The organism is Polynucleobacter ibericus (genome assembly GCF_018687955.1).
GTDB classification, from domain to species: Bacteria; Pseudomonadota; Gammaproteobacteria; order Burkholderiales; family Burkholderiaceae; genus Polynucleobacter; species Polynucleobacter ibericus.
In genome coordinates this window covers 1700533-1714408 of the sequence record NZ_CP061309.1, presented here as the reverse complement: position 1 = coordinate 1714408, position 13876 = coordinate 1700533, and the positions used below count along the sequence as shown (strand labels likewise).

At 45.3% G+C, this 13876-nt stretch carries 12 protein-coding genes; 4 read left to right on the top strand and 8 right to left on the bottom strand.

Going from position 1 to position 13876, the window contains the following annotated elements:
• Window positions 1-2: 2 nt before the first annotated feature.
• The 7 genes from purH to AOC20_RS08640 form a co-directional block, all read right to left on the bottom strand.
• A complete protein-coding gene (purH, locus tag AOC20_RS08670; protein ID WP_215360311.1) occupies window positions 3-1583 on the bottom strand; it encodes a bifunctional phosphoribosylaminoimidazolecarboxamide formyltransferase/IMP cyclohydrolase in 1581 nt (526 codons plus the stop codon).
• A 46-nt stretch (window positions 1584-1629) separates the two neighbouring features.
• Window positions 1630-1869 carry a helix-turn-helix domain-containing protein gene (locus AOC20_RS08665; protein WP_215360309.1) on the bottom strand — a complete coding sequence of 80 codons (240 nt, stop codon included), beginning with the start codon at window positions 1867-1869 and terminating at the stop codon, window positions 1630-1632.
• Between the two features lie 58 nt (window positions 1870-1927).
• On the bottom strand, window positions 1928-2944 hold the full coding sequence (dusB, locus tag AOC20_RS08660; protein ID WP_215360306.1) for a tRNA dihydrouridine synthase DusB: 1017 nt from the start codon (window positions 2942-2944) through the stop codon (window positions 1928-1930).
• A gap of 129 nt (window positions 2945-3073) precedes the next feature.
• Complete coding sequence (locus AOC20_RS08655; RefSeq protein ID WP_215360303.1) at window positions 3074-4225, bottom strand: FAD-dependent monooxygenase; 1152 nt, start codon at window positions 4223-4225, stop codon at window positions 3074-3076.
• Window positions 4226-4241: 16 nt separating this feature from the next.
• A complete protein-coding gene (locus tag AOC20_RS08650; protein WP_251373089.1) occupies window positions 4242-5609 on the bottom strand; it encodes an aminopeptidase P N-terminal domain-containing protein in 1368 nt (455 codons plus the stop codon).
• The gene (murU, locus tag AOC20_RS08645; RefSeq protein ID WP_215360297.1) at window positions 5602-6318 is read right to left on the bottom strand and encodes an N-acetylmuramate alpha-1-phosphate uridylyltransferase MurU; all 717 of its coding nucleotides are present in this window, start codon (window positions 6316-6318) and stop codon (window positions 5602-5604) included. Before murU ends, AOC20_RS08650 begins: the two co-directional genes overlap by 8 nt.
• Window positions 6319-6328: 10 nt before the next feature.
• Window positions 6329-7330 carry an aminoglycoside phosphotransferase family protein gene (locus AOC20_RS08640; RefSeq protein WP_215360293.1) on the bottom strand — a complete coding sequence of 334 codons (1002 nt, stop codon included), beginning with the start codon at window positions 7328-7330 and terminating at the stop codon, window positions 6329-6331.
• Window positions 7331-7363: 33 nt separating this feature from the next.
• Between AOC20_RS08640 and AOC20_RS08635 the strand changes: the two genes are divergently transcribed.
• Genes AOC20_RS08635 through rsmA form a run of 4 tightly spaced genes read left to right on the top strand, consistent with a single transcriptional unit; the run spans window position 7364 to window position 13102 of the window.
• Window positions 7364-9886, top strand: a complete 2523-nt coding sequence (locus tag AOC20_RS08635) for an LPS-assembly protein LptD (RefSeq protein ID WP_215360291.1) — start codon at window positions 7364-7366, stop codon at window positions 9884-9886.
• Window positions 9887-9894: 8 nt separating this feature from the next.
• Entirely contained in the window at window positions 9895-11340 is a 1446-nt protein-coding gene (locus tag AOC20_RS08630) for a peptidylprolyl isomerase (RefSeq protein WP_251373088.1), read from the top strand.
• Window positions 11315-12322 (top strand): 4-hydroxythreonine-4-phosphate dehydrogenase PdxA, encoded by a 1008-nt coding sequence (gene pdxA / locus AOC20_RS08625; protein ID WP_215360286.1) that lies wholly within the window; start codon window positions 11315-11317, stop codon window positions 12320-12322. Before AOC20_RS08630 ends, pdxA begins: the two co-directional genes overlap by 26 nt.
• A 3-nt stretch (window positions 12323-12325) precedes the next feature.
• Window positions 12326-13102 carry a 16S rRNA (adenine(1518)-N(6)/adenine(1519)-N(6))-dimethyltransferase RsmA gene (gene rsmA / locus AOC20_RS08620; RefSeq protein WP_215360284.1) on the top strand — a complete coding sequence of 259 codons (777 nt, stop codon included), beginning with the start codon at window positions 12326-12328 and terminating at the stop codon, window positions 13100-13102.
• A gap of 30 nt (window positions 13103-13132) precedes the next feature.
• Here rsmA and AOC20_RS08615 read toward each other — a convergent pair whose 3' ends face one another.
• Window positions 13133-13870: a lysophospholipid acyltransferase family protein gene (locus AOC20_RS08615; protein WP_215360282.1), complete on the bottom strand. Its 738-nt coding sequence runs from the start codon at window positions 13868-13870 to the stop codon at window positions 13133-13135.
• Window positions 13871-13876: the final 6 nt, after the last annotated feature.

Here is a 13876-nt window from a genome sequence, read left to right as displayed (position 1 = left end):
GATTAATGACGGAAGTGACGTATGCCAGTAAAGATCATCGCAATACCATGTTCATTTGCGGCTGCAATGATTTCATCATCACGCATACTGCCGCCAGGCTGAATCGCACAGCTAGCACCACCGTTCACAACGACATCCAAGCCATCACGGAATGGGAAGAAAGCGTCGCTGGCTACTGCAGAGCCTTTGAGACTTAAGCCTGCATTCTCAGCCTTGATACTAGCCATACGCGCAGAATCTACGCGGCTCATTTGACCTGCACCAATGCCTAGGGTCATACCATTAGCGCAATACACAATAGCATTCGACTTTACAAACTTAGCTACACGCCAAGCAAACATCATGTCATGCATTTCGCTTGGAGTTGGTAGACGTTTGCTCACAACACGCATTTCATTTTCGAGAACGTTCTTGGCATCTGGAGATTGCACTAGTAAACCACCGCCAACGCGTTTGAAATCAAAGGTGTTAAATGTAGTGCCCAAAGGAATCTCTAAGAGACGCACATTTTGTTTGGCAGCAAAAATGGCTTTAGCTTCATCGCTAAAGCTAGGGGCAATTAGCACCTCAACAAATTGTTTAGAGACGGCTTCAGCAGCGGCACCATCACAAGGTACATTGAAAGCAATAATGCCGCCAAAAGCAGAGCTTGGGTCCGTCTTAAAGGCTTTTTGATAAGCCTCGAGCGCATTAGCACCAACAGCTACGCCGCAAGGGTTGGCATGCTTGATGATGACGCAAGCAGCAGCGCCACCAGCGTTGCCGGCAAAGCTCTTAACGCATTCCCATGCTGAATCAGCATCCGCAATATTGTTATAAGAAAGCTCTTTACCTTGTAATTGCTTGTAATTAGCTAGTGCACCGTCCACAGGGTAGATGTCTTTGTAGAAAGCAGCAGATTGATGTGGGTTCTCACCGTAGCGCATTTCTTGTACTTTTTCAAAGGCAAGGTGCAGTGTTTCTGGGTAGGCTGAGCGTGCCTTGTGATCCAAATCATCACCTAATGCAGAGAGGTAGTTCGCAATGGCGCCATCATATTGAGCAGTGTGGGCAAATACTTTTTTAGCCAAAGATAAATTAGTTTTATAAGAGACGGCATTCTTATTGGCCTTCATCTCCGCTAAGACTGGGGCGTAATCTTCTGGTGAGATCAATACCGTAACATCTTGATGATTCTTAGCGGCAGCACGTAACATGGCTGGACCACCAATATCAATGTTCTCAACCGCATCTTCAAATGAGCAGCTTTCCTTGGCAACTGTCTCATTAAATGGGTAAAGATTAATGACCAACATATCAATCGTGTCGATCCCATGCTCTTTAAGGGCTGCCATATGCTCCGGGAAATCTCTACGAGCTAATAAACCGCCGTGCACCATAGGGTGAAGGGTTTTTACGCGACCATCGAGCATCTCCGGAAATTTCGTCAGCGAGGAAACTTCAACCACTGGCAGATTATTTTCAGCCAACAGCTTTGCCGTGCCACCAGTCGAGATGAGCTTAATCCCCTGCTCATGGAGAGATTTGGCAAAAGGGATGATGCCATTTTTATCGGATACGGAGAGAAGGGCTGTGCGGATCATAGTTTTCGGAGGGTTTAATTAAAAGAAATGACTTTGTGATAATCGCTTATTTCAGCAGCTGATGCTCAACGAGCTTCTTATGAAGTGTGTTGCGGTTAATACCAAGATATTGCGCTGCCAGTGATTGATTCTGTTTAGCGTGCTGCATGACTAATTCCAGCATAGGCTTTTCTACAACAGCTAAGACCATTTGATAGATATCGGTTGGTGCTGTTCCTTTAAGGTCGTTTAGGTAACCCTGCAATTGGGCTTCAATACATTCAGTTATTGGGTGCTTATTGGTCATAACAATCTATCAATACAAAAACTAGTAAATAAAAATAAAAAACTTTGTGCAGTGAGAGCTACGCCGCTTCTAAAAATAACAAACGATCAGAATGCGATTTCATTTCGTCAAAATAATCATTGACCATTTGTAGCTGAGTTTTGCAATCATCAGCAGTATTCATCCGCTGGCGGAAAGCATGGGAGTCACGCAAACCCTTGCAATACCAGCCAATATGCTTACGTGCGGTACGTAGACCAATATGTTCCCCATAGAATTCATAATGATCTAAAAGATGAATATTCATAATGGACTGGATCTCATTGATCTCCGGAGTTGGCAATTTCCCACCCGTTTCAAGGTAGTGATTAATTTCTCTGAAGATCCAAGGACGACCTTGAGCTGCACGACCAATCATGATGGCATCAGCACCAGTGAGTTTCAAAACTTGCTCTGCTTTTTCAGGGCTAGTAATGTCACCATTTGCAACTACAGGAATGACCACACTATTTTTGACTGCAGTAATGGTTTCATACTCTGCTTCACCATGGTACAAGTCTGCTCTAGTGCGACCATGAACCGTTAACATGGAGATCCCCGATTTTTCTGCAAGCCGAGCAATCTCAATAGCATTCTTGTGTTCACGGTCCCAACCAGTGCGAATCTTTAGGGTGACTGGCACGGCATCTGGCCCAACACCAACAGCATTCACAACTGCTTCTAAAATTTGCTGCACTAAAGGCTCATCGCGTAATAGTGCAGAACCAGCAGCTACGTTGCAAACTTTTTTTGCTGGGCAACCCATATTGATATCAATGATCTGGGCACCATGATCTACATTGACTTTTGCTGCCGCTGCCATCATCGCTGGATCTGCCCCGGCAATTTGCACCGCGATGGGTTTGAATTCGCCGACATGATTGGCACGACGTTGTGTTTTCTCGCTTTTCCAAAGCAGGGCATTAGAGGCCACCATTTCAGAAACCGCATACCCTGCACCCAATTTCTTGCAAAGCTGCCTAAAAGGGCGATCTGTTACCCCAGCCATAGGGGCTACAAATAGCTTATTTGCGAGGGTGTGAGGGCCAATGTTCATCTAAAAGGGGGCTTGGGCGGAAAGCATGACACTTTAGCACAGTCGAACCCAAATCTGCCTATTTTTTAGGCAGATTGCTTGTTGCAGATCAAATCAGGAATGTTTATATTTAGGGGTGATTTAAGCCCTTTAGCGCCTACCAAACATCATCTGGCGGGCTAAGGCTGTCTTAACTGGTGGAAGCCACTGAAGGGCGCTTAAAGCCAGTCCTCTGGCTGCCACTACTGGAGCAAGATTAGAGGTGAACACCCTGGCCATAAAGTCCGTAAGGCCAATAGTGGTTGTTCTATCCACTTTGCGACTTTGGGCATACCCCTGGAGCGCATCTTGAATTTTGCTTGGAGATGGTTCGAATCCGGAAAATGCACCTACTAATTTTTCAGCCAGCAAAAAAGCGTCTCTTAATCCTAAGTTGAGGCCTTGCCCTGCTACTGGGTGCAAAGTTTGTGCAGCATTGCCAATCCAAACTTCATTGTCTTTGGTAAGCTCTTTGCGATAGTTCAAGCCGAGTTCATATAAACGACGATCTTGAATTTTCAGAAAGCGCCCAATACGTGAACCAAATTCTTTTTCCAGCGCACTTAAAAATTCAGAGTCACTAAGTTGTAAACGATATTGCGAAGACTCTGGTGATCCACACCAAACTAGATTCAGAATATTGTGACCATAGTGGCTCGGTAAAACTGCTAGCGGACCCTCAGCAGTAAAGCGCTCCCATGCTTGATGAGGTACTGCATTTTCCACCTCAACCAAACCTACAAGGGCTGACTGACCATAGTCTCGGCCAGACTCCACCCAATCTTGCGTCTTAAATAAACCGCCCTCAGCATGAACGATGCAATTAGCATGAATATTATTTTCTTCGGCATCTTTATTAATGTGCTCCCAAGCAAAGTTGGGACTCTTTGCTTTTATAGCTCGTAAGGCGTGACGCAGGTTAATGTGAATATCGCGATAACGAATAATGTGGCCTAGTGCCTCTTGCTTGAGCTCCTCACGCGTCATGAGTGCGCGACCAAATCTCCCTGCTTGAGATACATGTACACGGTGAATTTGAGCGGACTCATTTGGCCAAGCATGAATTGTATCGAGCAATAGTTTGCTGCCATGTGAGAGAGCAATACCGCGACTATCGGCATTCGTTAAATCATCATCATTGATCGGGTTACGATCAAGTAATGTAATCTTTGCATCTGGAAATTTTTGTAAGGTCCAGGCAGCACAAGCGAGCCCAACTGGACCACCGCCCTGAATCAAGATATCGCAACTGGGTAAACTCATTTTTAGCAGACCAGCCTTAGATGTTTTTCATGAGCGCTTCAATCTCATCAGCTTTGACAGGTACACCGCGAGAAATTAATTCACATCCCGAGTCAATAAGGACAGCATCATCCTCAATGCGGATGCCGATATTCCAAAATTTTTCATCCACATCATCTGCAGGCCTGACATACAGACCAGGCTCGACCGTGATCACCATGCCGCTCTTGAAAATACGCCAAGGCTTCTCTTCCGTGTTTGTCTTTGGGCTTGTTTCGCGATAAGACCCAACATCATGCACATCCATTCCCAGCCAGTGCGAGGTGCGGTGCATATAAAAGCGACGATAAGACCCTGTTTCAACAGCATTATCCAGGGAGCCCAATTCTGAAAGTTTGAGTAGCTTTTCATCTAGCAGGCCTTGGGTAAGTACTTTAAGGGCTGCTTCATGGGGCTGCATAAATGTATTGCCTGGCTTAGTCATTGCTATCGCTGCTTCTTGTGCCGCCAAGGTAATGTCATAGAGAGCACGTTGCGGTCCGGTAAATTTTCCATTCACCGGAAAAGTCCGCGTGATATCAGATGCATAGCCATCAAGTTCGCAGCCAGCATCAATAAGGCATAGTTCACCGCTTCGTAATTCTGTATCACCTGCACGATAGTGCAGGATGCAAGTATTTGCACCGCTAGCAACAATACTGTTGTATGCAACACTTTGTGAGCCACTGTTGCGGAATTCATGCAGTAGTTCTGCTTCCAGTTGATATTCACGCATACCGGGCTTACACAATTGCATGGCGCGAATATGGGCACGAGCAGAGATGGCCGCAGCGCGCCGCATGATATCGATTTCATGAGCGTCTTTAAACAAACGCATTTCATGAATGAGTACTTCAACATCATGAAATTCTGAAGGTGGATTGATCCCCGAGCGAGCTTGACTGCGAACTTGTTTCATCCAATGACGCAAGCGTCTATCGGCTTCTGCGCTCTCAGCAAGGCGGATATACACGGCATCTTCATCGGCCAATAAATCACTCAGTTTTTGATCTAAAACTTGATTGCTGTGGGCATACTCAATACCCAAAGACTCTGGCGCAGCTTCAGGACCTAGACGAAAGCCATCCCAGATTTCTCGTTCAGGATCTTTCGGTCTACAAAATAAGTGCGACTGTAGTTCAGCAGTTTTTCCAGTCCCTGTAACTTTCAGCACTAGCGTGGCACCGGGCTCTTCAAAACCAGTCAAGTAATAAAAGTCACTGTCATGGCGATAAGGAAAGTCACTGTCGCGGTTACGGGCTTGCTCAGGCGCAGTAGAGATAATGGCAGTTCCACCACCAGTCTTAGCAAAAATTTGTTTTGCTAATGCATTTCTGCGAAGTTGATAGATATTCGGTTTATTCATATGCTGCATTGAGCTCTTGTAAGCGTTGTGGTGTACCTACATCGTGCCATGGACCGCTATATTTTTCTCCAGACACTTTATTTTGCTCCATTGCGGCTCTGAGCAAGGGGGCCAGCTTGGCTGGAGCTCCAAATTCCAGGTCATTAAAGAGGTCTTTGTGATAAATCCCAATTCCAGAGAAGGTGAGTTTTTCTGCGCCAGCCGATCCGATGTCTCTGACTGTGGAGTCTTCTAGATAAAAATCCCCTTCAGGATGTTGAACCGGGTTGGGCACCATCAATAGGTGCGCCAAACGTTTACTTGAGCCTACCCGCATCTTGGAAACGACTTCTAAAATCTTGGCAATAGGCAGGTTTGGGCTAAAAACATCGCCATTAATAACTAAAAAGTAGTCTTCAGGCGCAAGGATTGGTAGGGCCTTGCATATACCCCCGGCCGTTTCTAGTGCGCTAGCCTCAGGGGAATATTGAATATGCAGGCCAAATTGCTTTCCATCACCTAGAGCTACTTCAATCTTTTCGCCTAACCAGGCGTGGTTAATCACCACATCCCGAATGGTTGTTTTTGCGAGAGCTTCTAAGTGCCACTCTAGTAAAGACTTGTTCTGAATTCGAAGTAGTGGCTTAGGTAAATCATCTGTGAGGGGACGCATGCGTTCACCACGTCCAGCAGCCAGTAAAAAACAAGGTATGCGATTGAGCTGACTCATGGTGTGTGAATTACGCCTGATTTGGCCGAGTGGATTCCAGAATGCGAGCTAGAGGTTTTAATTCAATGTATCTATTTGCTGTAGCAATCGCATATTCCAAAACGAGAGGAATATCTTTAAGGTAGCCATCTTTCCCATCGCGATGTAAGAGTCTTGCGAAAATACCCAGGACCTTCAGATGGCGCTGCAAGCCCATCCATTCAAAGTCGCGATAGAACTGTCCAAAATCATTTGGCATTGGTAGTCCGGCCTTACGTCCTTCTTCCCAAAATTTAATCACCCAGTCAATCAAACGTTCTTCTGGCCATGCAATATAAGCATCGCGCCACAATGAAGAGGCATCATATGTAATTGGGCCGTAAACTGCATCCTGGAAGTCAATCACTCCAGGATTATTATTGTCAGTCACCATTAAGTTTCGTGAATGATAATCACGATGTACATAGACTCTAGCCTGCGCTAAATTATTTTCAATAATCAGCTCAAAAGATTTTTTTAATTGATCTGTGTGTTGTTGACTCAATTCAACACTCAGATGCTTTTTTAAATACCACTCTGGAAATAAATCTAACTCTCGTTGTAATAGTGCTTCATCGTAGTTTGGCAAGACATCTGGTTTACTTGCCAGTTGCATAAGGACTAATGCATGAGTTGCATCTTTATAGAGATGGTCTGCAGATTCATTATTGAGTTCACCCAAGTAGGTTTTAGTGCCTAAATCGTTTAAGAGCAAAAAGCCTTCAGCAAGATTTTGCTCGAGGATTTTTGGCACATTTAAACCTGCTTTAGATAGCAATAAATCGACTTTAATGAAGGCGTCCAAGGGCTCATGTTGGGGTGGGGCATCCATCACAATCAAAGTCCCGAAATTGGGGTTTTTAGACACAATTCGGAAATAGCGTCGAAAGCTGGCATCAGCCGAGGCCGGCTGCAAAGAGTCGAGATCTAATTGCCAGCTTGCTTCTAGGGCTTTTAGCCAGTTGCGGAGGGTGTTTAAGCGTGAGTCAGTCATGGTCGATTCGTATAATAAGGCGGGTCTGGATCCATGAGTCATTATCGCCGTCGCGCCGGCCTTTGCGCCCCTCTTTTTTTGCATGTAACCCTGCGCGTATTTATGGGGGTGACATTGCTTCAATTTGCCCTCTTCGGGCATGCTCAGGCACCAGCCCCTTTGCCTACAAATGCACCGGGTGGATCTAATACTGTTTTATTGCCGGATCGAGGTAATGTCACTGTTTTAAAGCTGGATGATCAGTTGCGCGTTGGAAAACCAATTGATGATGGTCAGGCGATTACTTTTACTTCGAGCGACACAATTACTGGCGTTGTTGAGCGTGATATGCATTTAATTGGGCGCGCGCAAATTCGTCGCAATGGATCGGTTCTCAAGGCGGATGAAATTACTTACAACCCTGATACAGATATTGCTAACTTAAACGGAAATGTTGAGCTATCAAAAGGGAATGTTACTTTTAAGGGACCTAAGGGTCAATTTAAGGTAGATGCACGTGAAGGCTCAATGGAGTCACCGATATACGAATTGCGTGATAACGGGGGCAATGGCAAGGCAAAAAATTTAACCGTGCAAAGTACTGATGTTTTTGTATTTGATAAGGCAACTTACTCTACGTGCACACCAGAAAATCTAGATTGGTATTTCACGGCTAGTACGATGGAGATCGATAATGAACAGAAGGAAATGGTTGGTACGCATGGCGTGATGCGTTTCTTTGATGTGCCCATTGCGTATATTCCCTACTTTACCGCCCCTACAGGCGGCCAACGTCGCTCTGGCATTCTTGCGCCGGTTGCTGGATACAACTCAAATAATGGCCTTGATATTACGCAGCCTTACTATGTAAATATTGCCCCTAATCGCGACTTATTACTATTGCCACGCTATATGAATCATCGCGGTGGAATGTTAGGTGCCCAATATCGCTTCTTGGAAAAGGATTATTCGGGAACGGCGCTGGGTGAATATATGCCCTACGATAAAAAAACGGGTACTGATCGTTGGAAATATGATTGGCAGCAGCGACAGATATTTAGTGGTGGTGCTGCACCTGGAGGAATTCCGATGCCTGGTTCATGGACTGGGTACGTCAATATGGCACGGGTTTCAGATAATTTATACCCTACAGATTTCTCCCAGAGTATCGCTGGGGCTGTCACTAGTCAGTTTCGTCAAGAGGTGGGAACCACCAAAGGCCTTACGGGTAGTTTGAGCAACTGGAATGTCTCCGCAAGGGCGTTGACTTTTCAAACTTTGCAGCCAGATCCCACTACTACAGTCCAAGCACCATATAACATCCTTCCAAACATTACTGCTGCCTATAACAATCGTTTAACCCCTGCTGTAGCAGATACAAGTGGTAAATATGTTACTTTGCCAACGGGCCCCGCAACTACTTTTTCTACTGACTACACCAGGTTTGCATACAACATTGGCGGCAATTTGGCCGCTACTGCACCAGGTGTATACAGTCAGGCCGATCGAACTGTAGTGAAGGGCGCACTGGCTTTGCCACAAGTGACGCCGGGTTATTACATCACCCCAAAGGTAAGTTTTCAGTCAAATACCTACAACGCTACTCCGTTTACAGCTGGTGGTGCACCAGTTGCTCAAGGTTTTACTATCCCAACTTTTAGCTTGGACTCTGCCTTGGCATTTGAAAGAGATGCTACTGAATTAAAAGGATTCTTTGGCCGAGATATGTTGTTGACTATGGAACCTAGAGCCTTCTATGTTTTCACTCCATATCAAAGTCAGGCACAGACGCCGATATTTGATACCGCAGACGCAGGTTTCGGTGTATCTCAAATTTTTAATGAAAATACTTTTATTGGTAATGACCGTATTGCCGACAATAATTCTGCAACACTCGGCCTGACTAGCCGCATGATCGAGGCTAATACTGGAGCGGAACGCGCAAATGTGACCGTTGCCCAAAAGCAGCAGTTCACTGGCCAGCGAGTAGGTTTGAATGGCAATATTGTTAACCCTACTACTTACTCAGATACCCTGGGCTCTGGTTCGGTTCGTTTGCTTGGGAATTTCAGCGCAGATTTATTTGGTCAATACAACACCCAATTGAATCGCTTCGTACAAACTACAGTTGGAGGTAGCTGGCGCCCTACACAAGGCAGAAGTTTAAATTTTGGATACCGCAATGTTTGGTCTCCGCCAGTACAGGCATCGATCCAAAATAACCAAGCCTTTGTTCCTTCAGCCACCACTACCGATCAATACAACGTTTCAGGTCAATGGCCAATTACGCGGGAAGTCTCTGTCTTAGGGCGCTGGGGATATGACGCCCTAAGTACCAAAACATTAAATAGTTTGGTGGCTCTAGAGTGGAGTAAGGATTGCTGGACTTTCCGTGGGGCGTATTCTCAAGTCTTAAATACTTCTCTCATAACGACAACCCAGGTACTGTTTCAGATCGAATTTAAGGGCTTTGGTAGCGCTGGAAGCAATCCAGTTGATATCATGAAGCTAAATGTTCCTGGATATATGCCTACCTCCAAACCAATACCTCCCTCAATATATGAGAACTATCAATAATGCTTTGTATGAAACGTTATAAACAAATTTATATCCTAGCTGCTTTCCTTGGTCTTGGTTTCATGATGAATACCACTTTTGCGCAGGATGCCGCAAAAAATAACCAAGTTACAGAAAGCAAAATTCGCAATATTGATGGCGTTGCTGCAGTGGTGAACACTGGATTCGTAACACGAAAAGAAATTGATGATCGAATTGCGGCATTGAAGAAGCAGGGCGCCAAGTTGCCTGAGGATGGATCAGCACGAAAAACCATTTTGGAGCGCCTCATCCTTGAAAAAATTCAAATTCAAAATGCTGAACAAGAAGGTGTGGGTATTAGTAATAAAGAGTTAGACAAGTACATTGGTGAGATTGCTGAAAAAAATAAACTGACACTGGTTGAATTGAAGGCAAGGGTAGTCGCTTCTGGTACTTCCTTTGAGCGATACAGGCAAATGCTACGTGACGATATTTCTATGACACGTTATCGTGAGAGAGAGGTTGAGGCCAAGATCAAAATTTCAGATGCCGAGATTGATAACTTCATCATGGAACGAACGAGGGCGATGACGGCTGGTTCTTCCTCCTCTTCAGCATCTGTTGGAAAAGGCGGTCCTGAAGAGATTGATGTAGCCCAGATTTTTATCCCGGTAGATGCAGGAGCAGGAGCGGGTGCTCAAGCAGATGCAAAGAAAAAAGCAGATGCTCTTTTGCGTGATGCGCGTGGTGATGTTGATTTCATGCAGCTCGGAGCGATGGCTGCAAAAGATAATCCAAAAATTAAGTTTCAAGATTTGGGCTATCGTACGCCAGATAAGTTGCCACAATTATTTTATGAGGCAATCCGAAATACTGGGGGCGGTCAGGTAGCGAATGCTGTAGTAAAAAGTCCTGCAGGCTATCATGTGCTGAAAGTATTAGATCGACGTGCGGTTATGGAAAATGCGCCTGTGCAGCAAGCGATTTCTGCAGACGCTGTTTCATCCACACCTAAAAATATCCCCATCACCCAAACGCTACCCCGCCATATTTTGTTGCGTAGTCGCCCTAGCTTAAGTGATCAGGATGCCGAGAGACGTCTACAGGGATTTCGCGATCAGATCCGCGCCAAAACTGCAGATTTTGCTGAGCTTGCGAAAAAATACTCTGAGGATGGTTCTGCAGCAAATGGCGGTGCGCTAGGCTGGATGAGTCCTGGGGATTTGGTTCCGGAGTTTGAGCAGGCCATGAATCGCCTGCAAATTGGGGAGGTTAGTAACCCAGTGAAATCTGAATTTGGCTGGCATTTGATTCAGGTGATGGAGCGACGCGAAGGTCAGTTGACTGTAGAAAAGCAACGTCAATTTGCACGCGCAGCTATACGTGAAAGAAAATTTGATCAAGCTTATCAAGATTGGATGCGTGAGTTGCGTGACAATGCAACTGTAAAAATTTTGAACGTGGAAGATGCAGCAAGCAGCACCCCTCGTTAATCTCGTTGTAAGTACTGGTGAGCCAGCTGGTATTGGGCCTGAGGTTTCTCTTATTGCTGCGCTAGAGTTTTTGCATGAGCAACATAATGTTGCAATTACCTTGCTGGGTAATAAGAGCTTACTTTCTATACCGAAAAATACTAATCCAGAATTCGTGAATCGATTGCAGATTCAAAATATCGAACTTGCCACATCCGTCCAGCAGGGAACTTTGAATCCTCAGAACGCAAAGTATGTTCTTAGCCTGTTGGATCAAGCTGTTGATGGTTGTCTTCAGGGTCGTTTTGATGCGATGGTGACTGCTCCACTTCAGAAAAGCATTATTAATGATGCTGGGACTCCATTTACAGGGCATACAGAGTATCTCGCACAGCGTTGTCATGTTTCTCATGTGGTGATGATGTTATGTGCGCCACTGCCCAGTGGGTTTTTGGGGCTTAAATCCCCGAGAGATCTGCGGGTAGCTCTTATGACCACCCATCTTCCCTTAAAAGAGGTTCCACAAGCGCTAAGCCATGACTTGGTATTGGAAACCATTCAAATCGTCAATCAAGATTTGCAGAACAAATTTGGTATTTCAAAACCATTGACTCATGTGGCTGGCTTAAATCCTCACGCAGGAGAATCTGGATACTTGGGTCGTGAAGAGATTGACATCATCTCACCGGCAATTGATGCGGCTCAGAGCATGGGCATTAATGTCCTCGGCCCTTATCCTGGCGATACGATGTTTGATTCTGATTCCGTTGCCCAAGTGGATGCTTTCATTGCGATGTATCACGATCAGGGCTTGGCACCTTTTAAATTTGTTACCTTTGGCAATGGGGTAAATGTCACCCTAGGATTGCCGATTATTCGTACTTCGGTAGATCACGGAACTGCTTTAGATATCGCCGGTAAAGGGGTTGCTGACTCGGGTAGCATGCTTGAGGCCTTACGTTTAGCCTATCAATTAGCACTGAATAAAAGAAAGCAACACTAAGGAATGCATCGCGCTCGTAAACGATTTGGCCAGAACTTTCTACAAGACAACGGCATTATTTATTCTATTGTTGCGCTTATTAACCCCGGTGTTGATATGCACGTTATTGAGATTGGACCTGGTCTTGGTGCGCTAACGCTACCTTTGCTGAGTAATCTAGATTGCTTGGATCTCTTAGAGATTGACCGTGATTTAGTAGCCTTTTGGAATGAGAAAAACCTTAAAGGCCTTACTGTAATCGAGGGCGATGCTCTCAAATTTGACTTCGTGACATGGGCACAGAATCGCTCGACCAAGACTGGATTATGCAAAGTTGTCGGTAACCTGCCTTACAACATCTCTTCACCTCTTTTGTTCCATTTGGTAGCGGCGGCAAGTCATATCGATGAGCAGGTATTTATGTTGCAAGCAGAGGTTGTTGAACGGATGGTGGCTAAGGCCGGAAGTTCAGATTTCAGTCGTCTTTCAGTCATGCTTCAGGCTCGTTATGACATGGAGTTGGTGCTGGAGGTGCCACCAGAAGCATTTGATCCTCAACCTAAAGTGAACTCGGCTGTTGTACGAATGATTCCAAGAAGAGACTTCAATCTTTCAGATGCGCAATGGGGTTCTTTGGAGAAGGTAGTTGCTGCAGCCTTTTCTCAAAGAAGAAAAATGTTGCGTACCAACTTGAGTGCTTTTGCTGATAGATTAAGTTTGACCGAGATTGAACTCAAAGCAAGAGCTCAGGATATTTCCGTAGATCGCTATATCGAGTGGGCTAAAGTTCTCGCCTCATAAATCAATACGCAGTACTAATTAATTGCCTTCTTATTGCTTATAGGCGCTAGGGTCAATCACCCGCATTTCAGCTTCAATCCAGCCCTCTACTTCTTGCTGAAGTTGTTCTGCTGATTTATTGGTCGAACTAATTGCTGGGCCAATGGAGAAGATCACCGTGCCTGGGTTTTTAATAAAACTATTCTTTGGCCAGCAGCGCCCAGCGTTGTGTGCGATCGGAATAATGAGGGCATCAGTAGCAGTCGCTAGTCGTGCGCCACCTTTGCGATAAGGCTTGGTTGAGCCGGTAGGCGTTCTCGTTCCTTCTGGAAAGAGCATGATCCACTTGCCTTCGCTTAAGCGTTTACGACCTTGTGACGCCACGGATAGCGCTGCGGTCATCTTATTTGAGCGATTAATGTGAATCATTTTGAGGAGAGCTAATGCCCACCCAAAGAATGGGATCCAGAGTAATTCACGTTTAAAGACAAAGCAGAGTTGTTTGGGTAGTAATGCAATATATGCAATTGTTTCGTAAGCAGATTGATGCTTGCTGAGAATAATCACACGTTCATTAAGTACGGCTTGCATGTTTTCCATGCCGCGGATTTCATAATGGATACCGCATAGTGGTTTTAAAAGAGCGATAACGACTTTATTCCAGAGTCCAATAAAGGTGTAACGGTTTTCTGGACTCAGAAATGGAAAAGTGATCATGCACAGCACTGACCAGATTGGCGTGAATACCAGTAAAAATAGGGCAAAGAGGGTGGAGCGAATCAATTTCATGATTGG